Raw genomic sequence first — 21,814 nt, 5'->3', positions numbered from 1 at the left:
GAAAATATGTTTATAATAAAAATATATTGATCAAGCGCGAGGAGGGGTATTTTTGATAGCAGGTGTTTCTACAGCTTGCCTGTACCCTAAGCCGATAGAAGAATCCCTTTATGAACTTGCGCTCAACGGCGTTTCCTGCGTGGAGCTTTTTATCAATACTCACTCAGAGCTGAAAAAAAGCTTTGCCCACGGCATGGCAAATCTGCTGAAAAGATTTGAGGTCAGGTGTCCGTCGGTGCATCCTTTTACCTGCGAAATAGAGCCGCAGATGTTCTTTTCGGAGTATGAGCGCAGGATCAGCGATATGCTTGAATATTACAAGCTTTACTTTCGCTTCATGAATACTGTGGGAGCTGAGATATTCGTCTTTCACGGCGGCAAGCCCTCATCGACCTGTACTGCGGAGCTCTACTGCGAGCGCTATTCGCGGCTTTACAGGCTCGGCAGGGAGTTCGGCGTCACTGTGGCGATAGAGAATGTCTCCCGCTGCAGGAGCGGTTCTTCCGCTTTTATAAAGGAAATAAAAAATATGCTTGGCAATGAGTTTGCTTTCGTACTCGATACAAAGCAGGCACTGCGTTCAAATGAAAATCCCGTGAGCTTTCTCGATATCGTCGGGGATAAGATATCCCATGTGCATATCAGCGATTCGGGAGAAATGGGCGACTGTCTCCTTATCGGCAGGGGCAGGTTCAATTTCAAGCAGTTTTTTGAGAAGCTTGCAGGCTATAATCCCGATTGCAGCGTTATTCTCGAGCTTTACAGGAGCGGCTTCAAGGGTATAAGCGACCTTATTTCAAGCTATAATAAACTTACACGCATGACTGAGCCTTATGGCAGGGAGCTTAAATAATGAAATGTCCATACTGCGGATTTGAAGAACTTAAGGTAATAGATTCACGCCCTGTTGATGACAAGACAAAAAGACGGCGTGAATGTGTGAGATGCGGAGAAAGATTCACTACATACGAGGCTGTTGAAGTCCCGCTGCTCATGGTCGAAAAGAGGGACGGAAGCGTTCAGCTCTTCGACAAGGCAAAGCTCATAAACGGCATAGTTTCGGCTATAAAAAAGAGACCTGTCTCGGCTGAGAAGGTCACTGAGATCGCAAATTATGTCGAGAATTACTACGCAAACGCACTGAGGACCGTTGCAAGATCCACCGAGATAGGAGAGCTTGTGCTCGACAGACTGAGAAAGATCGACCCCATATCCTATATCAGGTTTGCATCGGTATATAAGGACTTTACAGATATCGACAGCTTTGTTGCCGCAATAAGTGAATTTGACAGAAAAGACTCAGAAACGGAAGATTTTTCCGTTATAAATAAATCGGAGGTATAAAACTATGATGGATTTCCTTGAAAACTTTAACGACCTGAGCACTGAGAAGACTTTTGTTTCCGAAGAGATCAAAAAGAACCAGCCTCTTGCAGTAATTGCATATCTTCTCCCTATTTTCTTCTTTCTTCCGACTCTCAGTGATAAGAACTCGACCTACTGCAAGTTCCATGCAAACCAGTCGCTGACATGGCTGATAGTATGTGTCGCTGTTTGTATAGTGATGAAGATACTTGGCTATATACCCGTTCTCGGAACTATTTGCAATCTGGTGCTTTCACTTGCTTTATTGGCTATTCTGATAGTATTTATAATCGGCGTTATCAAAGACAAGGCATACAGGATTCCATTTATCGGCAACCTTATAAACGTATTCTGATTCAGTTCACAGGCATTCTCAGGCTTACGCCGTCCTCGCTGTATATCATTGAGGCGGCTGCGGTATCGTCGCATACGATAAGCTCCGCAAGCATTTTCATGTTGTCGGGACTGTAGTTCTTTATCTCGTATACGAAAAGCTTTGCGGCTCTGCCCGCATATTTCCTCAGCGGAAGTCCCTGCTTATCCTGCATACGGACGTATTCCAAGTAGGTATCCGAGAATTCTGCGGGAACAGTTATGTCCCTTTCGGATATTTCTTCCGCTTCCCAGCCGTGAGAGGCGAAGTAGCTTATACGTTGAGTAACATCGCTGACAGCTGTAACAGGTGTCGGCGATTCTTTTATGCCGCAGGAGGTCAGTATAAGGGCGGCAGCGGCTATGACCGCAGATAAGAGTTTATTCATGCTTTATTGCTCCTTTTCGGTTTATTCGGGATCATTAGAGCTTATTCAGTACATGATATGAAATATACCGAAAGGAGAAGCAATGGCACAGATAAGGCTCGATAAATTCATATCAGAGCGGACGGAGTATACACGCAGTCAGATAAAGGAGCTTGCCGCAAAGGGCAGGATACTCGTGGACGGGACCGCGGTAAAGCGTTCGGATACAAAAATAGACAGCGGCGCTGCATCGGTAACGGTATGCGGTCAGGAGATAAGGCAGCAGCGCTTCAGCTATGTGCTGCTCAACAAGCCTCAGGGCTATGTATGCTCCACCGACGACAAGGACGGAGAAACAGTATTGAAGCTTATACCTCCCGAGCTGAGAAAAAAAGGTATGTTCCCCGCAGGAAGGCTCGACAAGGACAGCATGGGAGAATTGCTGCTTACAGACGACGGAGAGCTCGCTCACAGAATGCTTTCACCAAAGCATCACATTAGCAAGATTTATATTGTGCAACTTTTCAGGGAGTTTGAAAACAATTATATTAACAAATTCTCGGAGGGCATTACCTTGGCAGATGGTGAAACTTGTCTCCCCGCACGGGTCAGACAGTCTGAAATCAGCAATAAATTGGCATTTGTCGAACTTTATGAAGGAAAATATCATCAAGTTAAAAGAATGTTCGCAGCTGTAGGCAATCATGTGGAACTGCTGATGCGGGTTTCACTGGGAAATCTTGTTTTGCCCGAAAAACTGGCAATCGGAGAGAGTATGGAAATATTGCCAAACGATGTTGAAAACTTGTTCAAAGAACAGGATTTTGACCTTTTTTTTGCCAAATATTCGGCTTTTTATTCGGCAAATCTAATAAAGTATATCAGGTAAATTTGGCGGTTTAGCAACTTGCAAAAATGTAAATAATGTGTTATGATATTATCATAGCTGATAATGGAAAAAAATATATCGGCATTAAATTATTTACTGGAGGAATGGATTAAACATGGCAGGCTTAGTACTTAAGAACATCTATAAGAAATATCCCGGCGGAGTAGTAGCCGTTTCGGATGTTAATTTGGAAATAAGAGATAAGGAGTTCATCGTTCTCGTTGGACCTTCCGGCTGCGGTAAGTCAACAACTCTCCGTATGATCGCCGGACTCGAAGAGATCTCGGAAGGTGAGCTTTATATAGGCGATAAGCTCGTAAACGATATCGCTCCAAAGGACAGAGATATCGCAATGGTTTTCCAGAACTATGCTCTTTACCCTCACATGACAGTTTTTGATAACATGGCTTTCGGACTTAAGCTCCGTAAGGTACCAAAGGATGAAATAGAGAGAAAGGTAAACGAGGCTGCAAAGATCCTCGACCTTACACACCTTCTTGACAGAAAGCCTAAGGCAATGTCAGGCGGTCAGAGACAGAGAGTTGCCCTCGGCCGTGCTATCGTTCGTTCACCTAAGGTATTCCTTCTCGACGAGCCTCTCTCAAACCTCGATGCTAAGCTCCGTGCTCAGATGAGAACCGAGATCGCTAAGATCCACAAGAAGCTCGGTACAACATTTATCTACGTTACTCATGACCAGACAGAGGCTATGACAATGGGTGACAGAATCGTATGTATGAAGGACGGTTTCGTTCAGCAGATAGATACACCTCAGAACCTCTACGAGAACCCTGCAAACAAGTTCGTTGCAGGCTTCCTCGGCTCACCTCAGATGAACTTCATCGACGCTACTCTCAAGGAAGAGTATGGTCAGTTTATAGTTGAATTTGGTAAGAATACAAAATATCAGATCATCGTTCCCGAGTCAAAGGTAAATGAAGACCTCAGCTCATATGTAGGCAAGGAGATCACTCTCGGTGTTCGTCCCGAGTCTATCCACGATGAAGAAATGTACCTCTCAAATGCTTCTACAGGCGTTATCGACGCAAATGTAGAAATTACCGAAATGATGGGTGCTGAGACTTACCTCTACCTCCTCTGCGAGGGTATCCCGCTCACAGCAAGAGTTAGCCCGAGATCTACAGCTAAGTCAGGAGACGATATCAAGGTAGCTATCGATCCTAACAGAATCCACATCTTCGATAAGGAAACTGAGAAGACAATTGTCAACTGATTAATTCTTTTCATATTTATCCTTTCTTTCTTGGTACATGGCGCCGTGAGGCGCTGTGTACGCGCAAATTACCGCAGTAGCACTACTGCGGTTTTTTGTTTTGAATAATCAACACAGGAGAATGATATGTCAGAGATAAGAGATCATATTTACGCTCATAAGCAGGAAATGACAGACTTTCTCGCGGAGCTCGTGGCTGTACCAAGTGTGCAGGGCGATGCCGAGGAGGGAGCACCCTTCGGAAAGGAGCCTGCAAGAGCACTGGAAATAATGCTGAAAAAATGTGAGGAGTTCGGCTTCAGCGTTGAAAATATTGATAATTACGCAGGCTCGGCTGATATAAACGAACTTGCCCCCGAGCTTGCAGTGCTCACTCATCTGGACGTAGTTCCCGTGGGTGAGGGCTGGACTACAGACCCCTTTGTGCTTCGTTACGAGCCCGGGACAGACAAGCTCGTAGGCCGCGGCGCTATCGACGATAAAGGACCAGCTGTCGCTGCGCTTTTTGCTGCGAGAGCCGTAAAGGAGCTGGGTATTCCGCTGAAAAAGGGCATACGCCTTATATTCGGCACAAATGAGGAGAACGGCTCGGCAGACCTTGCGTACTACCGCAAAAAGCGTGAGCTCCCGCCTATGGTTTTCACTCCCGACGGCGAGTATCCCGTGATAAATGCGGAAAAGGGTATGCTGAGAGTTTATTTTTCCGCTCCCGTTCCCGAGGGAGTCAATATCGAAGCAGGTACGGTAATAAATGCTGTTCCGCAGGAGTGCAGGATATCATACCTTGAAGCTCGGAAAGACGGCCCGAAAATGAGCTTCGGCACGGTAAACGGCGTTTCCGCACACGCTTCAACTCCCGAAAAGGGCGAAAATGCCATAACGAAGTTCCTTGCATCGGGAGCTATCCCGTGCAGGCAAATAGACGAGCTGAGAAAGCTTTTTCCCCACGGAGAATTTAACGGCAGGAGCTGCGGACTTGGCTTCCGTGACGAGATATCGGGAGATATGACCTGCGTGCTGTCGCTCCTGAATACGGAAAACGGCAGGCTTCACGGCGGTATCGACATACGCTTTCCACTGGACCGCACTAAAGCGGAGATAAGCGATATCATCTGCGGAAGGCTTCGTGAAGCGGGCTTCGACATAGACTCCTGCGAGGGAGTTGAGCCTCACTGTACCGACGAAAACAGCGATTTCGTGCAGACGCTGCTGAAGGTCTATGAGAAGGTAACGGGCGAAAAAGGCCATTGTATAGCCATTGGGGGCGGTACATACGTACATGAGATAGAGGGCGGAGTTGCTTTCGGAGCGGAGTTCCCGAATGAGGACGGGCGAATGCACTGCCCCGACGAGTTCATTACTGCGGAAAATCTGCTGAAAAACGCGGAGATAATGGCAGAGGCAATGGCGGAGCTGTGCTCATAATTTCAACAATTCACACTTAAATGTTGAAAAGGCGGACTTATGTCCGCCTTTAGTTATCTGTCGTTTCTGTGAGTTGTGACAGCAGCTGTTTCCTTTTCGCCGTCCATGCCGTCGATAACGTCGTCAACAGCGTCCTTAGCTCCGTCTATGAGGTCCTTGCCCGCGTCACCGACTCCGCTGACAATATCCTTGCCTGCTTCGCCAACGCCATCGGCAGCGTCCTCAGCTCTGTCCTTGAATGAGCTGTCTTTCGTAGTAGTAACAGCAGTAGTGCTCTCGTGTTTTACAGTCGTGGTCGTATGGTCAATGACCGTGCCGTTTCCGTCGTCGGTATAATGACCGCTGTTGTTATCGCCGCAGCTCGTGAGAGCTGTACAGACTGTAAAAAATATGGAGCATATTGCTAATAGCTTTTTCATACAAATCATATCCTTTACAATGAATTGCTGTGGAGTGTCTTTCCACAACATATTTTTATTGTTTACTTATTTTCCCCGTTTATCCACAGGGTTTTCAACTTTTAAGTACTTCCAAAAAGTGTATTCTGCGTTGTTTTCCACATTTTCAACATAGTTATCAACAATCTAACATATGACTCCACAGCTGTTTCAACACAATGTTGAAAGTTATTTCACTGTCCTGTGAAATAAAATTAGGACTATATTGCTGTAAAAATACGGTAATATGATATTACTCCTTGAATAATTCCCGGAACTGTGATATAATAAATCATAATTTACGCATTGATTACGCCAACCCAAAAGGAAGGGATTCCAAAGGGTTCACAACCCTTTGGTCAGGTCAAGGGCTGACAGCCCTTGCGGGGCTCGGGGCAGCGCCCCGTATCCGACAGGCGCTCCGCAAGGGTGAATTCCGAAAACAATCCAGTGAATTGTTTTCGGAAGAGGGACGCCCTGCAAGTGAGGGCGTCCCTATAATGGGACGGCGAGACGCCGTCCCCTACAAAGCGCAAGTGTAATTTCGGGCGGATAATATCCTCCCCTACAAATATAAATTTTGGTTTATGGAAGGAGATATAAATGTTTGAAGGTTTTTCGCAGGAAGCGCTGGAGTTCCTGCTTGGTATAAGACATAACAACAATAAGGACTGGTTCGAGCCGCGGAAGGCGGTCTACACGGAGAAGATATACGAGCCCATGAAAGCTCTCGGTGAGGAGCTTTTCGAGCCGTTTTCCGACACCGACGGCATGATGTACAAGGTTGGCAGGATATACCGCGACGAGAATTTCGCTCCCTATCTGCACTACCGCGATACTATGTGGATATATGTCCGCTATGACGCATGGTACTGGAACAAGACTCCCACTCTGTATTTCGAGCTTTCTCCCGAGGGTGCGGAGTTCGGCTTCCGTATCTCAAAGCCCGAAGCCGCAGTCATGGAGCGCTTCCGCAGCGGACTTCTTGAGGACGCAGAGCCATTTGTCAACATGGTAGATGAACTTGTTGAAAAGTACGGACTGACCCTCGGCGGTGACGAGTACAAGCGTAAAAAGCCCTGTCACGTGCCTGAGCTGGAGCGCTTTTTCGTGAAAAAGGGTCTCAGCCTGTATACCAAGGTCAGTGACCCCGAGGAGCTTTTCAGCCGTAAAATAGCCGAGCATACCGCCGAGGTTTTCAAGGCATTGCAGCCTGTCAATGATTACTTCCACGAGATAGTCGAAGTCGAGGAGCTTGCCAAAGCTATACTCAAAGAGGAAAAGGAGCAGCAGCTTGCTCAGCCCGAGCCCGAGATAAAAATGGTAAAAGCTCCCGATGTCGAATTCATGTGGTAAGCGCGGAGCCCGCGCTGCCAGTCACAGGGACGTCGAGTACGCCGTCCCCTGCAAATAATTACATGAAGCCGACACAATAATTACGAATTACGCATTAAAACAGCCCTCTTACGTCCTCAAAGGTCAGAGTTGGCTGCAATGCGAGGTTTATGCCGAATGCAAGGAGCTGTGACGCTCTTTCGGTCAGACGGTCGATATCACGGGGCGTTACCATCATATTGGGCAGTTTCCTGTTTATTTTCCTGCCCGTAAGGCTTCTCACTATGGTATGCATATCCACGACTGTGGGAACTCCCACGGCTATTACTGGAATACCGAAAAGCTTTTCCGAAAGCTCTTTCCGCTGGTTTGAAACGCCGCTCCCGGGGGAGATACCCGTGTCGGTTATCTGTATTGTCGTACCGAGGCGGCTTATATCCGTGCAGGCGAGTGCGTCAATGGCTATTATTGCCGCAGGTCGGAGCTCTGCCGCTATGGCGCGGACTATTTCCGCAGTCTCGATACCCGTCTGTCCCATGACTCCCCCTGCAAAGGAGCTGACACGGCGCAGCGATGTGAAAAACTCCTCTCCGAAGTCGTCATCGCCGCTGAGATGCCGCGTAGCAAGTACCTTTGCGGCGGTCTGCGGCCCTATGGCGTCGGGGGTTATATCGTTGTTCCCGAGCCCCGCAACAAGTACATCTCCGTCGGGGAGAAGGGCGGAAAGCTCCTGTGAGAGCTCCTGTGCCATGAGCTGGTAATCGTCGGAAAATCGGCTCAGACTGCTGCCCTCAAGGGTGATGTACCGCCCCTTTCCCTTGCCTATGGACGCAAGGCAGCTGTCGTCGTCGATGATTATTTCTGTAATGCGGAAGGCTTTGCCGCGTATCTGTAAGTGAACGCTCTCGGGAAGCTCGTCCGCGGAGAGGCTTTCAAGTGCGAGATCTGTGCGAATATCCATGTTTTCCTCCATATTGTGCATTATGCTTTAATTGTGGAAAATATTTCTGAGGATTATTTCACTTTTTGCTATTGAAAATACTGTTGAAAAATGCTATAATTATATTTGTCTCAGTATGGCGGCTGTGCGTTGCAGCTGTCAGGGAGTGAACTAACCCGTGTTTGCTCCTATTATCTGTTAAATGCGGACGATTATACGGTTCGCATAATTCAAGGAGGTGTAACAAAATGCCAAACATTAAGTCTGCAAAGAAGAGAGTAAAGGTCAATGCAACAAAGGCTGCTGCCAACAAGGCAAGAAAGTCTAATCTCAAGACTATCCTCAAGAAGGCTGACACAGCTGTAGCAACAGGTGCTGCTGATAAGGCAGAGGCTATCAAGGTTGCTATCAAGAGAGTTGATCAGGCTTGCGCTAAGGGTCTTATGCACAAGAACAAGGCTGCAAGAAAGAAGTCACAGCTCGCTAAGAAGCTCAACTCTGCTGAATAAGGTCTTTTTTGATCATATAAGAATCAAATCCCCCTGCGGACAACTCACGGTCGGCAGGGGGCGTTTTTATTAAGTTGAGAGTGATGCTATCCTCTTTTATTCGGAAGCTTATCATTTATCTGTCCGAGGAGTATTATTATCTCGCCGAGACCGTATACCATAAGCCCCGAAATAAAAACTGTGAACAGGTAGCTGATCAGACTAAAAAATGACTCAATCCCTACAATAACAAAAATTAATACAGCTGCTATTGCTCCAAGTATCCATATCACTTTGGCAACTGTCTGTATCGTCGTACCTGTCTGATTTTTTTCATTTTCCAAATTAACGGCTGTATTATCAGGCTGTTTGTAATTTGCAGTGATCTGAGCGCATTTCGGACACAGAGCGCTGGTCTCGTTAAGCCATGTAGGAGGCTCGGTGAATTCCTTTGCACATAAAATACATTTCATAATTAAAGCTCCTTTGCTGAGATATAGGACAATATGTCCTTTAACTATTATACCCGATTTAAACACTTCTGTCAACACTTTCCACAGTATTTACATTAGATTTATGCAAATAACATATTTGTGAATTATACAAATAATAGATTAGGACTATTTGTCCTATAATATTTAGAGAATACCTCTCCTGTTTTATAATAAATATAGAAATTTGTAAAATTTACAAATACGGGAGGGAGAATATGTTCGTAAGGATAAGAAATCTGCGCGAGGACAGCGATAAAACACAGCGCGAGGTATCGGAATACCTTTTCTGCGATCAGTCGCTTTACTCAAAATATGAGCGCGGACTTCGTGAAGTGCCCGTAAGCATAATCATAAAGCTTGCAGAGCTTTACGGTACAAGTACGGATTATATTCTCGGTCTGACAGATAAAAAGGAAAAATACCCTAACAAAAAGTAAATCACCTGTCCGGTTAAGACAGGTGATTTTTTCAGTTCATATTCGCTTTGGCGATCTCTTTGAGAACGTGCTCAATAACTTCTTCGGGAGTCGGAGTTTTGCCTTTTCCGATCTTATTGATAGGAGCATTGGGATTCTTGCAGGCTTCCGCAATTGATTTTTCGATCTCGCTTCTTACCTCTTCTTCGGTCACACCGTTTTTGCGGGCAACTTCTTTGAATATGTCTTTTTTCATTAATATCCCTCCGATGAGTTAATAAATGGAATTTGCTCAGTGTTAACAAAAAATAAAATATACAGAGTTATTATTGCTTTTATATTTATTTATATTTCTGTAATATCATTCCTTGACGTATACTCCGACGATCTCGGATATATACGCTCTGTGATAAGGATCACTGCCGAAGAACTGTGCAGGGATACCGTCATCTGTAAGGAAACCGCTTTCCTGCATATCGTAGCTGTAAAGCTTGCGGCATACAAGTACGAGCTCAGCCTCTGCGAATGTCATGCAGCCGTCTATCTCAGCGGGAGTAAGTCCTGTCTCTTTTGCCTTGTCGCAGTCTCTGCCCGAATGTGAGCCGCAGAAGGAAAGAGCTTTTCTGTATTCCTCACCGAAAAAGCTTGCCGTATAGCATTCGTCTTTATCTATGAACCCGTAGGTATAGCGGTTAGGTCTGATGTAACAGGTCAGCACATTTTTGTTCCAAAGAACGCCGAGCTGTCCCCATGAGGCGGTCATGGTATTATATTTTGCCTTGTTTCCGCCTGTCAGGAGCATCCATTGTTTGCCTATCTTATCGAAGGGATTGAATGAAAGCTCACTGATATCAATTTTTCTGAAAGCCATGATGATTCTCCTTTTTTGTAATTTTACCTTCAGCGGGCGTTAAGTAAGACGCCGCGCTTTCGGCATATTATTCGGTATCATCACAGCTTGCGCGGATATCAGTGAGTTCTGAGAGCGCTCTTGTAGCGCAGTCGGAGCTTATCCGTGATAAGTGCGATAAATTCCGAATTTGTGGGTTTTCCCTTTCCCGTATCTACGGTGTAGCCGAAAAAGGAATTTAATGTGTCAACGTTGCCTCTGTCCCATGCTATCTCAATAGCGTGGCGTATGGCACGTTCAACGCGGGAAGAAGTGGTATCGTAGATATCCGCGACTGTCGGGTAGAGCAGCTTTGTCACACTGTCCAGCAGGGTCTTGTCCTCAATGGAATAGAGAATAGCTGTCCTGAGGTAGTGATAGCCCTTTATATGGGCGGGAACGCCCAGCTGATGTATCATGTCGGTAACAACTACCTCCATGTCGTCGCTGAGGCTGCTCACTCTGTCGCCGAGAGCCGAGTTTATGGCGCTGCAAAGGTCATCTGCGCTGCACGGACGGAGCAGGAATTTAGCAGCTCCGTTCTCTGTCACCTGACGCTCGATGAACTCGTTGTCATAAGAAGATGTTATGATGAATACAGGCGGTTTTATACCTGATTCCTTAACACTTTTCATAAGCGAGATAACATCGCCGTTCTGTGACGAGATATCGAGGACGGCTGCGTCGGGGGGATCTTTTTTTATGGATTCCAGTATAACGCCGCAGTCCTTGCGTCTTGTGTACGCATACATACCCTTTTCGCGCAGCTTATTAGCCACGCTTACGCCTGTCTCGGCAGAATCGTCGCCGATAAGTACTTTTACCTTGTTATTCATATTTTATACCTCCTTTTGTTCAGCGGTTTTCGACCGCTTAATAATGATATCACATCACAAAAGGAGCAGCAACGGGATTTTTTAGTATTTTACACGACTTTTTCGCAGGAAATGTATCAAAACAGACCCGTCATAAAAAGCCGTCGAAAGCAGCCGTCGCAAAAATATGAATATGTTTGAAAAAGGCTGTTATTTACGCTTTTTTCTTGTGAGAGCGCCCTCAGTCATCTCTCTGACCTTTGTTCCCTGCGGGAAAAGCTTGTCGGCGAGCTTCTGAAGCGCGTTCTTTTTGACTTTTTTTGTATGGACAGGGGCAAGCTTGGGCTCACTTTCAGCCCTGCCCCATTTTTTTCTGCTGCTATCGGAAAGAAACGGGTATATCCTGTTCCTGTCGCCGATATAGCTGTGTTTTTCGAGGAATTCCAGCGCCAGCTGACAGCCTTCGCCGCCGTATTTCCCGATAAAATCTCCGAAATGATGATACAGCATCTTCCCGAAATCGAGCTTGCCGTTCATTATATTCTTGTTTTTTTCCATAGCTCTTATGAGGTCTGCCTGCATTTCCGTCGGCTCGAAGCTTTCAATGAAGCTCAGCGGACCGAGTATGATAAAGCCCATCATGTATTCGTCGTCGCAGAAATCGGTTTTGGGTTTTTTGTTCTGCGGAGCGTCAAAGCCGTAGGCTGCATACAGTGCAAGGGAGCATCTCAGCGCCATGAACTGCTTTTCCTCTATGTCATAGAGGTGTTTTTCCTCGATATATCCGCGAAGCCTGCCCGATCTTACCATAAGGGGCAGTACGGGCTGGAGCATGAGGGCCTTCATGCCCTTTCGTATGGGAGCTTCCACATCGTTGGTGAGGTCGCCGCCTATATGAAGGATATTATCCGCGTTAAGCCCCGACTTCTTTATAACGGCGTCGAGGAAGCCTGTTTCCGCCGAATCGGGGATATTCTGCTCTGAGGGTATTATTACCGAGCTGTAATCTCCGTAGCCGCAGTCGCAGAGTATCTTTACCACAACGTCGCGGGGGTAGTAGGAATCTGATACTACTATCACCTTGTTATTGCAGCGCTTTGCCTCATCAAAGAGGAGCTTTCCCGTTTTTCGCGGAAAGGCGAAATGGTGTATCAGGTCGCACTCTCTCATTATGAGCTTTTCCCTGCAAGAGGGTGAGACTCCGCTTATCTTTACAAATATATCGTATATTTTTTCAAGAGTTACATTGCTCTTTAGGGCGTACTTTTTTTCCGCAGCCCTCTGCGCTTCCATACGGAGCTCGGTGAATGACTTGTTCCCCGTATTGTACATGGAGAAGTCGTCCTCCATGAAGAGGAATATGTCCTCTGGCTGAGAAAAGGGCATTAGCACAAGAGCGTCCCACATCTTGAAGCTTACGGCAGCGTGGTCGTTCCGCGCTGTTTCCTTCAGCATTTTTTCCGTGAGCTCTTTCTGCGTTTCGGAATCGGGTCTTAAGAGGACAAGGTCATCATTCATCTTTTTCCTCCTTTTTTTCTTCCGTTTCGGGCTCATCAAAGCCCCTGAGCTTTCTGTATTCGTCAAGAGTAAGGGCTCCGTCGGAGTTATATGCTCTTATGAGAGCGTCCTTTCCAGTAAATTCCTCGTTGTATTCGCCGTCCGCGGTCTGAACGTACTTGCCGTACCACACCCCGAAGAAGGACCATACAGCGTTGTCTCTGAAAGCGGCGTCCATATCGGGAACGCTTCCGCATTCGCTTATGGCAAGGATCTTGTCTGTGCCCACGAATTTCTGAACAGCTGCGAATTCCTCGTAATATCTGTGACCGTAGTCCTTTTCGCTGCTGAGGTAGAGGTCAACGGAGGCTATATCAAAAGTACGCCTGTCCACCATGGAGCTTTCGCTCTGACCGTTCCATACCCATATAAGGTTGTCCAGCTCAAAGTACTTGGTGAAGCGGTCATATATCAACTGCCACAGCCATTTGTAGGGCTTTTCGCCCTTTGCGCCCCACCAGAACCAGTTTCCGCAGCCTTCGGGGAGAGGTCTCCACAGCACGGGTACTCCGCGGTTTTTCAGTGAGGTGAGCTGTCCTGCCATATTGTCTATGTCAAGTATTATACCGTAACATTCCCTGGAAATATCTCCCTTGCTGTAAAGTTCGCGTATCTCCTCTTCCGTGAGCTCTGCAAGCTTCTGCGATGTGACGGCTTTGGAAATATCGAAATCGGTCTCCTCCGTGTGGATACTGCTCTTTGTGTCGGAGGGAGAGCTCCAGTACCAGCTAAGGCAGGAAATACCGCCGTTTAAGTACCATTCCGCCGCCGCGTCTATCTCTTTGAAGCTCTCGTCGAAGCTCTCATCGGGAACATCTGTGTTCGAGAAGCGTATAACAGGATATTTGCCTGTAGTGCGGTATATCAGGTCGAGCTCGGAGCTGCCGCCCCCTGAGGCGTACTGACCCGTTATCATGTGCTTTCCGTAGTTTTCGGAGAGGAAGCTCATGAGCTCCTTTGCGGACTCGCCCGCATTCTTGTTTACCAGCTCGCCCTTTGCGTCGTAGCTTATATCGCTGAGGGAGGTATTGTTCTCTATTTTCAGGTAATCAAGGCACATATCGCCGTTTTCGGGAGTAATTTCAAGCTTCTGCATACCCTTTGTGAGGAATACTCCGTAAAGGGTGATATAAGTGAATTTTCCGCTGTCGTTGGTCTTGAATACCGTGAGCTGCTGTCCGCCGAGAGTTATACGGCAGTCAACTGCCTTTTCCGAAGATATATTGAATGACAGGTCGTAGTGCTGATTTGTGGGAACATCTATATCGAAGGCAACAGAAGCCTTTCCCTCGCCGCCGAAGCCTGTTACATAGCCGTCTCCGCTGAATTCGGGAAGGTCGAAGGCAGCTCTTGCACCGCCCTTGAGCTCGCCGTTTTCTGCTTCGTAGAGATTTCCCGCAGTCTGTTTTTCTATCTCGGGATAGGTAACGGGGTAATCGGGGTATGTCTCCACGGGCAGCGTAGTAGCCGGCTCTGTGGTGGGGTCTGAAACCGACTCCACGATTATAGGCACGGAAGCTGTCATTTTATTCTTTTTGTCACAGGCTGTAAAAGCCGAAACAGCGGCTGCCGCAGCAGCTGCAAGAGCTATGGGTCTGCAAATGTTCATTTAGTCCTCCCAAGAGATCTATGCCTTGATGGTATACGTCCTGCCCTGCTGCGTCATGAATATGACAAGACCGTCCTCTGTGCGGAGGTCAACAGGCTCTCCGTCGCAGGAAACGCTTACGGCGCAGTTGGCGCGGAGACGCAGCTCTCCGCCGAGCTCAGAGCTTATCTCGGCGCGTGTGAGTTTATTGGCAGTCCAGTAGATATCGGCTGTAAAGCCGCCCTTTGCCCTGAGACCGCATACATGACCGTTGTTCCACTCGTCGGGGAGCGCAGGCAGGAGATTTATCTCTCCGCCGCAGCTCTGCATGAGAGCCTCCGCGGTAGCAGCAGTTCCGCCGAAGTTGGCTTCAAGCTGCAAAGCGGGTCTGGATTCGGTCATATTCGGATTTGTATAATGTGAAAGCAGGCACATGAGACTTTCGTATACCATTCTTCCGTCGAAAAGTCTCGCCCACATATTTGTCACCCATGCACTGCTGTAGCCCGTATGTCCGCCGCCGTGGATTATCCTGCGGACGAGGGTCGCTCTTGCGGCGTCTGCCAGCTTGGGGGTCCTGAGCGGTGATATGAGACCTGCGGGATAGAGTGCGAAAAGCTGAGAGAAACGGGTATGACCGATGTCGGTCTCGTTGTAATTCTCCGCCCATTCCATTATCTGTCCGTACTTGCCCACCTGCGGCTGAGGGAGCTTTTTGAGCATATCTTTCAGCTTTTCCGCAAAGGCGGCGTCCTTGCCGAGGATATGGGCTGCTTTTATTACGCAGCAGAAAAGCACGGTAAGTATCTGCGAGTCCATGGAAGGTCCCATGCAGATGCTTGCCTGAACGCCGTTCCCGTCAATGTAGGTATTCTCGGGAGATACGGAGGGTCCCGTCATAAGTCTGCCCTTGCTGTCCTCGGTGAGATACTCGGTGAAGAACTCGGCAGCTTCTTTCAGTATATGGTACTTGTCGGCAAGGAACTCCTTGTCGAGGGTATATTCATAATGCTCGAAAATATGGATAGCCAGCCATGCACCGCCCATAGGCCATATGCTTGAGGTGCTGCTCTCGCCCTGAGGAGCGGAATCTCCCCATATATCGGTATGGCTGTGGCATACAAAGCCCTTGTTTATGCCGTACATTTCCTTTGCCGTGACTCTGCCGTTACCGCATACGCGCTCCAGCAGGTCGAAAAGAGGGAGATGACATTCTGAGAGGTTGCAGTTCTCCGCAAGCCAGTAGCTCATCTCGGTATTGAGATTGAGGGCGTAGCGGCTGCCATTCGGGGGAGACATAAGGTCATTCCATATTCCCTGAAGATTGGCAGGCTGAGTGCCTGCGCGGCTTGAGGATATCAGGAGATATCTTCCGAAATTGAAGTAAAGCTCGATGAGCTTGTTGTCGTTTATAAGTCTGCGGCAGTCCGTATTGTCCAGCTCGTCGCCCTTTATACGGTCAATGCGCTCGGGAGTTGTAAGGAGAGTGAGATCCTCGCCGCTGTTGTCGTTGAGAGCGAGCTCAACGCGGTCGAAAAGCTCCTTGTAATCGTTGACATGGCGGTAGTAGAGCTCCTCAAAATCGCATTGCAGAGCCATTTCCGCGTCAACCTGTGCGGACTCCTCGTACATCTGACTGTAGAAGCTTGTGCGTACAGAGAGCACCAGCATTACCTCGTCCGCATTTTTAACGCATATCCTGCTGCCCACGGTCTTTATCTCGCCGTTTTTTGCGGAAGCTCCCAGACAGGCGGCAAAGAATATACCGTCACGGCTGCCCGTACCGCCGTTGAAGAGTATCATATTATGTGCACAGGGGCGGTTGTCGTCGTAGCAGTCGTCCCGTCCGCCGATACCGCAGGAAAGGGTAACGGAAGCAGGCTCGGAAGCGTGTATACGCACCACAAGCACCTCGTCGGGGGCAGATACGAAATATTCCTTTGTATATGTCACTCCGTTCACGGAGAAAGAAGCGTCTGCAACGGCGCAGCCGATATCGAGACTGCGGGAGTATTCTCTTGCTTTTCCGTCTGCCTCAAGGGCTATATCCAGCTCGCCAAGGGGCATATACCGCCTCATATTGGGAGTAACGCCCTGCATTTTGTTCAGAGCCGTCCTCTCTGCCTCCGCTGTCTTTCCCTCAGCGAGAAGCCTGCGTACTTCCGCAAAGCCTTCCCTTGCGTCGGGATTTATCCTGTGGCGGAGACCGCCCGACCAGACAGAGTCCTCATTGAGGACGATAGCTTCGTTTAAAGCTGTACCGTAGATCATTGCACCGATACGGCCGTTTCCGATAGGGAGAGCTTCTTCAAAAGCTTCTGCTGGAGAATCATATTTCATTAAAGTTTCAGTACTCATATTAAATTGCTCCTATTGGATTAAGTCGTCGTCTGCGTATGGAGTTGCATCGTGACAGAGCTTCACACACTATCATGATTATCATAATATTATACCACAAATTGCTGTTTATTGCAAATCTGTGCAAATTTTGCCTTGAAATTCCAAACAATCTACATTTTATTCCACATAGTGTTGAATGTTTTTGAGGAAATGTTGCTAATATTTCATACTGCATTTATATTCAGCGGATATGGTTGACATATTACCGGAAAAATTGTAGAATTGAATTAAAGTATTTATTCAAACAGACACAGACATTATATATTATACGCAGAACGGAGGCAAAGAATGAAGAAGGCAATAAGTATCGCATCGGCTTTGCTGATCGCGGCAGGCTGCTGCTCGTGCAGCAAAAAAGACAATAAAGAAAAAGACGCAAAAAGATCGGATATCGTAACAACCGTATCCTCGGAAGAGAACGCCGAAAAAAAGACGGAAAGCGCTTCAAAGACCGAAAAGACCACAGCTGACGGAAAAAAAGAGGAAAAAACCACGGCAAAAGAGAGCACTTCTGCGGAGTACAGAAATTATAAGGACAGCGATTTCAGAAAGATCGACGTCAAGCTGACATATTCCGATAAGGAGTTCCCCTATGAGCTGGAATGTATCGACCTCAGCAAGCTTGACCTCGGAGCCAAGATACCTCTGTGCAATACGGGAGAATATGGTGATTCGCTGTATAACAGCGAATATTCTTTAGCCGAGGAGAATCATAAGGATATGCCCGAAAAAGGCAGAGTGGGATTTGTCAGCCGCAGCGGTGATGATCTGTACCTTGTGGTCGATTACAGTGCCGAAATAATGCCGTTTTACTATGAATGGTCCATATTCAGGTATAATATCGCAAGCAAAAAGCCTGAAGAGGTATACAGCTGGTCAACTGATGATATAAACAGGATCTGCGGTGAAATGCTCGTAGATGATAATACATTTTTTTATAAATGGGAGAACGGAAAAAACAAATATGTGAATGCCATTGACCTTGATACCTTAAATGAAAGAACGGTTTTCGAGAACGAAACTGATAAGATGATCCATTTATACCGTGATTATGACAATTCGATATGTGTTAATCTGTCAACAATGACGACCGATACGCTGACCGATCACTATACCTATGACAGTGAAAAAGACAGGTTTGTCGAGGATGATGCGGGAGTAAGCTATTCGATCAGGGATGAGCTTGATTCGGGCAGTTTAAGTCTCGGCGAGTTTGCTAACTCATCGCTGCTTTTAAATACGGATAATTACACCTTTACTTCAAATGAGGTATGGGGTAATGTAGCATATTCAGATGATAAACGTATCATTATTGACCGCGGATATCAGCTCGATACCTATGATCTTACGAAAATGGAGCATTATTCTTCCTCGACAAATTCCCTCGGTACTGTGATGGGAGTAAGGGATAACAGGGTGTTCCTCGGAAGTGACGAAATATACTGCCTTATACCTGAGCTGGGGATCGTATATAAGATCGCAGGAGATGAAGATCATATCTGCGGTGAGGGATATATAATGGAGTTGGGAGAAGATTATCACTGTAACAAGATTTATCTGATATAGCAGCATAAAAGGACTTTTCATATATGAAAAGTCCTTTTTTTATCCACCAAAACAGCAAAAAACGAGTTGAACATTTTTTTCAGATGTTATATTATAGATATAGAATTATTTTTTACGTTTATCCGCAAACACAGAAAATATTGACAATCAAGGAGGAACAGACTATGAACAGGATCGGAACATTCAGAAATGTGCTTGCAGGTATGCTCGCAGGGGCAGTGTCCTTAACTGCGGCTTCGCTGATGACAACAAGTACTTTCGCACTGGAGCCCGACGTATACTATTGTCACGACACTTTTGAAAACGGTACGGATAACTGGGAAGGCAGAGGCGGCGCAGCAGTTTCCGTGAGTGACAACGCTTATTCGGGCAGTCAGGCTCTTGCTGTTTCCGGCAGGAGCAGCGCATGGCACGGCGCTATGAAAACTCTCGATGATACTGTATTCAGAGCAGGCGTGGAATACAGCTTCAGCATAGCGATCGCGGGCTCGGGCAATATGATGCTCTCATTGCAGTACACGGACGCTTCGGGAAAAACAGCATATGACCACATTGCTGACGGAGTTTCCTCAGGCGAATACGTACTGCTCACAAACACGAACTACAAGCTCCCCGAGGGTTCGGGATACGTCCTTTACGTTGAGACAGGATCCGGAACCGACAGCTTCAGCATCGACGAAGCCATAATAGCAGAGGCAGGTACTCAGGTCGGAGCTGTGACCGCTGTAAACGCAATACAGGGCGACCTGAACGGCGATGAAAGAATAGACGCTTTTGATCTTGTTTTTGCAAGAAAAGCTCTCCTCAGCTATACGGCAGACCCGTCAGCAGTCATCAGCATGACAGCTGCGGATGTTGACGGTGACGGCAGCTTTGCAGTCAATGACCTTGTAGTTCTTTCAAAGTTCATACTCAAACAGGTAACAGAGTTCCCGAAGCCAATAGTCACGACTACCACTACAACTACCACGGCTCCCGTAACGACTACGACCACTACGGTCAGCGCAAGCGACTACATGGCAGGCATACGCGATAAGATCACGGTAAATGTTCCGTCCAATGTTCTGAAAAATGCAGAGGGCAAGGTGGAGCATATCACGTACTTCTCCAAAAAGGCAAACCGTGACAAGGGCGCGAACGTATGGCTCCCGCCGGGATATGACAGCAGCAAGAAATACCCTGTATTCTATGTCAACCACGGATACGGCGGAGACGAGTCCACAATGATGAACGGTATGGGCGTGCGCGAGATCGCTACAAATCTTATCAAGAGCGGCGAAGCCGAGCCTATGATAATCGTTTTCACAAATCAGTACACCGACCCTAACCATGCACAGCAGACAGGCAACGGACAGGCAGATGTTCCCGGATACGACAATTTCGTTGAGGATCTTCCCGACAGCCTTATGCCCTATATCGAGTCCCACTATCCTGTAAAGACAGGACGTGAAAATACCGCTGTGGCAGGATTTTCAATGGGCGGCAGAGAGTCCCTCTACATAGGCATAAAGTGCTGCGACAAGGTGGGATATATAGGCGGCGGAGCACCTGCCCCCGGAATATTCCCGACAAAGGATCAGTTCATGGATCACCCGGGCGTAATGAGCAAGGACGATATGAGGATAGACCCGCCGTATTCGCCTTATCTGCTTATGATCGCAGGCGGAACCAACGACACTATGGTAAATGACTTCCCGAAGCAGTACAGCGACCTCTTTACTCAGCACGGCACGGAGAATATTTACATTTCCGTACCCGGAGGCGGTCACGACGCAAATACTGTCATACCCCTCATGTATAACTTCATAAGATTCATATTCAAAGCATAACAGCACTCACGAAAAAGCTCGGATATATCCGGGCTTTTTCCTTTGGAACATATATCATGAAAGGGCGGAAATCTTGATTTTTTTCAAGGGGTATGGTATCATATTCTTTAGGTCGCAGCATCAAATATCAGATAGGAGAAAAAAATGGGTTCAATGCTTCTTGCGGTGATATACCTCGCATTTATCAGTCTCGGGCTTCCCGATTCGCTTCTCGGTTCGGGCTGGCCGACAATGCAGACGGACTTCGGAGTGCCGTCCTCGTATGCAGGATATGTTTCGATGTCTATTTCGTTCATGACCATAATATCCGCGCTTATCGCTCCGACAATAATAAAAAGGATACGGACGCAGTGGATAGTGATATTCTCGATACTTCTGACCGTTGTGGGACTTGTGGGCTTTTCCTGTGCAAAGAGCTACTATGCGCTGTTTATTTTCGCAGTACCCTACGGATTCGGAGCAGGCTCTGTGGACTCGGCGCTGAATAACTACGTTGCAAAGCACTATTCCTCATCGGTGATGAATTTCCTGCACTGCTTCTACGGCGTGGGAGCAATGATAAGTCCGTATATTATGTCTCTTGCCCTTGCAAAGGCTCACTGGAACGAGGGCTACCGCCAAACAGCTTATATACAGTCGGGTATAATGCTGGTATGTCTGCTTTCGGTGCCGCTGTGGAAGAAAAACGCCTCTGCCGACGACGAGTCTGAGCACGACGGCGCAGGCATAAGGGAAGCTCTGAAAATACGCGGAGTTATCCCCACACTCATAGCCTTTTTTGCGTACTGCTCGGGAGAAGCGACCTGCTTTCTATGGACTTCCAGTTATTTTATCGGGACAAAAACCATATCAGCCGAGACCGCTGCGGCATTCGGCTCGCTCATATTCGGCGGACTTATGCTGGGAAGGCTGATATCCGCTTTCGTATCCAACAGGCTCGGGGACAAGCTCCTCATACGCATCGGAATAGCTGTTGAAGCAGTCGGTATACTGCTGATACTTCTGCCCTTTGATAGCTTCATACCTGCGGCGGCGGGCTTTGTAATAACAGGTGTGGGAATGGGACCTGTATATCCTGCCATACAGCACATGGCTCCCGAAAACTTCGGCAGGAAAAACAGCGCGGCAGTCATAGGTCTGCAAATGGCTTCCGCATACATAGGAAGCACCTTCATGCCGATGGTATTCGGACATATGCAGCAGGCTGTCGGAATATGGATAATGCCGCTGTATCTCGCGTTTTTCGCAGCTCTTAACATAGGCCTGCTTGAATTCGCATATGTACGCGCCTCAGGAAACATAAAAGCAGCCCCCCGCACATATAAGTAATTCGGTTCACACATAAATCAAAAGGGACTTTCCGTTTTTCGGAAAGTCCCTTATTTGTTATTGCTGTCACCGTTTCAG

The 21,814-nt window shown here is 47.4% G+C and carries 22 protein-coding genes; 12 read left to right on the top strand and 10 right to left on the bottom strand.

What is annotated here, in order from left to right; all coding sequences use genetic code 11:
- Positions 1-52: 52 nt before the first annotated feature.
- Genes Q0R37_RS00850 through Q0R37_RS00840 form a run of 3 tightly spaced genes read left to right on the top strand, consistent with a single transcriptional unit; the run spans position 53 to position 1,720 of the window.
- Positions 53-853, top strand: a complete 801-nt coding sequence (locus Q0R37_RS00850) for a sugar phosphate isomerase/epimerase (RefSeq protein ID WP_294750119.1) — start codon at positions 53-55, stop codon at positions 851-853.
- On the top strand, positions 853-1,344 hold the full coding sequence (gene nrdR, locus Q0R37_RS00845; RefSeq protein WP_294750118.1) for a transcriptional regulator NrdR: 492 nt from the start codon (positions 853-855) through the stop codon (positions 1,342-1,344). The genes Q0R37_RS00850 and nrdR overlap by 1 nt, the downstream gene beginning before the upstream one ends.
- 4 nt (positions 1,345-1,348) lie before the next feature.
- The gene (locus Q0R37_RS00840; RefSeq protein WP_294750117.1) at positions 1,349-1,720 is read left to right on the top strand and encodes a DUF4870 domain-containing protein; all 372 of its coding nucleotides are present in this window, start codon (positions 1,349-1,351) and stop codon (positions 1,718-1,720) included.
- Position 1,721: 1 nt separating this feature from the next.
- Here Q0R37_RS00840 and Q0R37_RS00835 read toward each other — a convergent pair whose 3' ends face one another.
- The gene (locus Q0R37_RS00835; protein ID WP_294750116.1) at positions 1,722-2,126 is read right to left on the bottom strand and encodes a DUF4830 domain-containing protein; all 405 of its coding nucleotides are present in this window, start codon (positions 2,124-2,126) and stop codon (positions 1,722-1,724) included.
- 82 nt (positions 2,127-2,208) lie between these two features.
- Here Q0R37_RS00835 and Q0R37_RS00830 point away from each other — a divergent pair, with 82 nt between their 5' ends.
- The 3 genes from Q0R37_RS00830 (at position 2,209) to Q0R37_RS00820 (ending at position 5,653) form a co-directional block, all read left to right on the top strand.
- The gene (locus Q0R37_RS00830; protein ID WP_294750115.1) at positions 2,209-2,994 is read left to right on the top strand and encodes a pseudouridine synthase; all 786 of its coding nucleotides are present in this window, start codon (positions 2,209-2,211) and stop codon (positions 2,992-2,994) included.
- A 115-nt stretch (positions 2,995-3,109) separates the two neighbouring features.
- Positions 3,110-4,228, top strand: a complete 1,119-nt coding sequence (gene ugpC, locus Q0R37_RS00825; protein WP_294750114.1) for a sn-glycerol-3-phosphate ABC transporter ATP-binding protein UgpC — start codon at positions 3,110-3,112, stop codon at positions 4,226-4,228.
- Between the two features lie 126 nt (positions 4,229-4,354).
- Positions 4,355-5,653, top strand: a complete 1,299-nt coding sequence (locus Q0R37_RS00820) for a Sapep family Mn(2+)-dependent dipeptidase (RefSeq protein WP_294750113.1) — start codon at positions 4,355-4,357, stop codon at positions 5,651-5,653.
- A gap of 53 nt (positions 5,654-5,706) precedes the next feature.
- On the opposite strand, the gene Q0R37_RS00815 is transcribed toward Q0R37_RS00820, so the two are convergent.
- Positions 5,707-6,072 (bottom strand): hypothetical protein, encoded by a 366-nt coding sequence (locus tag Q0R37_RS00815; protein ID WP_294750111.1) that lies wholly within the window; start codon positions 6,070-6,072, stop codon positions 5,707-5,709.
- A 621-nt stretch (positions 6,073-6,693) separates the two neighbouring features.
- Here Q0R37_RS00815 and Q0R37_RS00810 point away from each other — a divergent pair.
- Complete coding sequence (locus tag Q0R37_RS00810) at positions 6,694-7,446, top strand: DUF2461 family protein (RefSeq protein WP_294750110.1); 753 nt, start codon at positions 6,694-6,696, stop codon at positions 7,444-7,446.
- 94 nt (positions 7,447-7,540) lie between these two features.
- Here the strand turns inward: Q0R37_RS00810 and gpr are convergent, their stop codons facing one another.
- Positions 7,541-8,386, bottom strand: coding sequence for a GPR endopeptidase (gene gpr / locus Q0R37_RS00805; RefSeq protein ID WP_294750108.1), 846 nt, complete (start codon positions 8,384-8,386; stop codon positions 7,541-7,543).
- A gap of 227 nt (positions 8,387-8,613) precedes the next feature.
- On the opposite strand from gpr, the gene rpsT reads away from it, so the two are divergent.
- The gene (gene rpsT, locus Q0R37_RS00800) at positions 8,614-8,874 is read left to right on the top strand and encodes a 30S ribosomal protein S20 (protein WP_294750106.1); all 261 of its coding nucleotides are present in this window, start codon (positions 8,614-8,616) and stop codon (positions 8,872-8,874) included.
- Positions 8,875-8,960: 86 nt separating this feature from the next.
- On the opposite strand, the gene Q0R37_RS00795 is transcribed toward rpsT, so the two are convergent.
- Positions 8,961-9,326 carry a hypothetical protein gene (locus Q0R37_RS00795; protein WP_294750105.1) on the bottom strand — a complete coding sequence of 122 codons (366 nt, stop codon included), beginning with the start codon at positions 9,324-9,326 and terminating at the stop codon, positions 8,961-8,963.
- A gap of 236 nt (positions 9,327-9,562) precedes the next feature.
- Here Q0R37_RS00795 and Q0R37_RS00790 point away from each other — a divergent pair, with 236 nt between their 5' ends.
- Complete coding sequence (locus Q0R37_RS00790; RefSeq protein ID WP_294750104.1) at positions 9,563-9,784, top strand: helix-turn-helix transcriptional regulator; 222 nt, start codon at positions 9,563-9,565, stop codon at positions 9,782-9,784.
- Positions 9,785-9,815: 31 nt separating this feature from the next.
- Here the strand turns inward: Q0R37_RS00790 and Q0R37_RS00785 are convergent, their stop codons facing one another.
- From Q0R37_RS00785 to Q0R37_RS00760, 6 genes are all read right to left on the bottom strand, one after another.
- On the bottom strand, positions 9,816-10,019 hold the full coding sequence (locus tag Q0R37_RS00785; RefSeq protein WP_294750102.1) for a hypothetical protein: 204 nt from the start codon (positions 10,017-10,019) through the stop codon (positions 9,816-9,818).
- Between the two features lie 105 nt (positions 10,020-10,124).
- Complete coding sequence (locus tag Q0R37_RS00780; protein ID WP_294750100.1) at positions 10,125-10,634, bottom strand: flavin reductase; 510 nt, start codon at positions 10,632-10,634, stop codon at positions 10,125-10,127.
- A gap of 98 nt (positions 10,635-10,732) precedes the next feature.
- Positions 10,733-11,488, bottom strand: a complete 756-nt coding sequence (gene spo0A, locus Q0R37_RS00775; RefSeq protein WP_294750098.1) for a sporulation transcription factor Spo0A — start codon at positions 11,486-11,488, stop codon at positions 10,733-10,735.
- Positions 11,489-11,677: 189 nt separating this feature from the next.
- Entirely contained in the window at positions 11,678-12,985 is a 1,308-nt protein-coding gene (locus tag Q0R37_RS00770) for a hypothetical protein (RefSeq protein ID WP_294750096.1), read from the bottom strand.
- A complete protein-coding gene (locus tag Q0R37_RS00765) occupies positions 12,978-14,633 on the bottom strand; it encodes a glycosyl hydrolase (RefSeq protein ID WP_294750094.1) in 1,656 nt (551 codons plus the stop codon). The genes Q0R37_RS00770 and Q0R37_RS00765 overlap by 8 nt, the downstream gene beginning before the upstream one ends.
- An 18-nt stretch (positions 14,634-14,651) precedes the next feature.
- Positions 14,652-16,970: a glycoside hydrolase family 95 protein gene (locus tag Q0R37_RS00760; protein ID WP_294750092.1), complete on the bottom strand. Its 2,319-nt coding sequence runs from the start codon at positions 16,968-16,970 to the stop codon at positions 14,652-14,654.
- A gap of 330 nt (positions 16,971-17,300) precedes the next feature.
- Between Q0R37_RS00760 and Q0R37_RS00755 the strand changes: the two genes are divergently transcribed.
- From Q0R37_RS00755 to Q0R37_RS00745, 3 genes are all read left to right on the top strand, one after another.
- Positions 17,301-18,578 (top strand): hypothetical protein, encoded by a 1,278-nt coding sequence (locus Q0R37_RS00755; protein ID WP_294750090.1) that lies wholly within the window; start codon positions 17,301-17,303, stop codon positions 18,576-18,578.
- Positions 18,579-18,742: 164 nt separating this feature from the next.
- Positions 18,743-20,407 carry a carbohydrate binding domain-containing protein gene (locus Q0R37_RS00750; RefSeq protein WP_294750088.1) on the top strand — a complete coding sequence of 555 codons (1,665 nt, stop codon included), beginning with the start codon at positions 18,743-18,745 and terminating at the stop codon, positions 20,405-20,407.
- 144 nt (positions 20,408-20,551) lie between these two features.
- Complete coding sequence (locus Q0R37_RS00745) at positions 20,552-21,736, top strand: MFS transporter (protein ID WP_294750086.1); 1,185 nt, start codon at positions 20,552-20,554, stop codon at positions 21,734-21,736.
- Positions 21,737-21,814: the final 78 nt, after the last annotated feature.

The sequence above is a fragment of the uncultured Ruminococcus sp. genome, assembly GCF_946415235.1.
GTDB lineage: Bacteria > Bacillota > Clostridia > Oscillospirales > Ruminococcaceae > Ruminococcus.
This window is presented reverse-complemented; position numbering and strand designations above follow the sequence as displayed.

Bases quoted from the DNA above. Each gene is read 5' to 3' on its own strand.
- nrdR (WP_294750118.1), top strand. From the start codon at position 853: ATGAAATGTCCATACTGCGGATTTGAAGAACTTAAGGTAATAGATTCA.
- Q0R37_RS00840 (WP_294750117.1), top strand. From the start codon at position 1,349: ATGATGGATTTCCTTGAAAACTTTAACGACCTGAGCACTGAGAAGACT.
- Q0R37_RS00835 (WP_294750116.1), bottom strand. From the start codon at position 2,126: ATGAATAAACTCTTATCTGCGGTCATAGCCGCTGCCGCCCTTATACTG.
- Q0R37_RS00830 (WP_294750115.1), top strand. From the start codon at position 2,209: ATGGCACAGATAAGGCTCGATAAATTCATATCAGAGCGGACGGAGTAT.
- ugpC (WP_294750114.1), top strand. From the start codon at position 3,110: ATGGCAGGCTTAGTACTTAAGAACATCTATAAGAAATATCCCGGCGGA.
- Q0R37_RS00820 (WP_294750113.1), top strand. From the start codon at position 4,355: ATGTCAGAGATAAGAGATCATATTTACGCTCATAAGCAGGAAATGACA.
- Q0R37_RS00815 (WP_294750111.1), bottom strand. From the start codon at position 6,072: ATGAAAAAGCTATTAGCAATATGCTCCATATTTTTTACAGTCTGTACA.
- Q0R37_RS00810 (WP_294750110.1), top strand. From the start codon at position 6,694: ATGTTTGAAGGTTTTTCGCAGGAAGCGCTGGAGTTCCTGCTTGGTATA.
- gpr (WP_294750108.1), bottom strand. From the start codon at position 8,386: ATGGATATTCGCACAGATCTCGCACTTGAAAGCCTCTCCGCGGACGAG.
- rpsT (WP_294750106.1), top strand. From the start codon at position 8,614: ATGCCAAACATTAAGTCTGCAAAGAAGAGAGTAAAGGTCAATGCAACA.
- Q0R37_RS00795 (WP_294750105.1), bottom strand. From the start codon at position 9,326: ATGAAATGTATTTTATGTGCAAAGGAATTCACCGAGCCTCCTACATGG.
- Q0R37_RS00790 (WP_294750104.1), top strand. From the start codon at position 9,563: ATGTTCGTAAGGATAAGAAATCTGCGCGAGGACAGCGATAAAACACAG.
- Q0R37_RS00785 (WP_294750102.1), bottom strand. From the start codon at position 10,019: ATGAAAAAAGACATATTCAAAGAAGTTGCCCGCAAAAACGGTGTGACC.
- Q0R37_RS00780 (WP_294750100.1), bottom strand. From the start codon at position 10,634: ATGGCTTTCAGAAAAATTGATATCAGTGAGCTTTCATTCAATCCCTTC.
- spo0A (WP_294750098.1), bottom strand. From the start codon at position 11,488: ATGAATAACAAGGTAAAAGTACTTATCGGCGACGATTCTGCCGAGACA.
- Q0R37_RS00770 (WP_294750096.1), bottom strand. From the start codon at position 12,985: ATGAATGATGACCTTGTCCTCTTAAGACCCGATTCCGAAACGCAGAAA.
- Q0R37_RS00765 (WP_294750094.1), bottom strand. From the start codon at position 14,633: ATGAACATTTGCAGACCCATAGCTCTTGCAGCTGCTGCGGCAGCCGCT.
- Q0R37_RS00760 (WP_294750092.1), bottom strand. From the start codon at position 16,970: ATGAGTACTGAAACTTTAATGAAATATGATTCTCCAGCAGAAGCTTTT.
- Q0R37_RS00755 (WP_294750090.1), top strand. From the start codon at position 17,301: ATGAAGAAGGCAATAAGTATCGCATCGGCTTTGCTGATCGCGGCAGGC.
- Q0R37_RS00750 (WP_294750088.1), top strand. From the start codon at position 18,743: ATGAACAGGATCGGAACATTCAGAAATGTGCTTGCAGGTATGCTCGCA.
- Q0R37_RS00745 (WP_294750086.1), top strand. From the start codon at position 20,552: ATGGGTTCAATGCTTCTTGCGGTGATATACCTCGCATTTATCAGTCTC.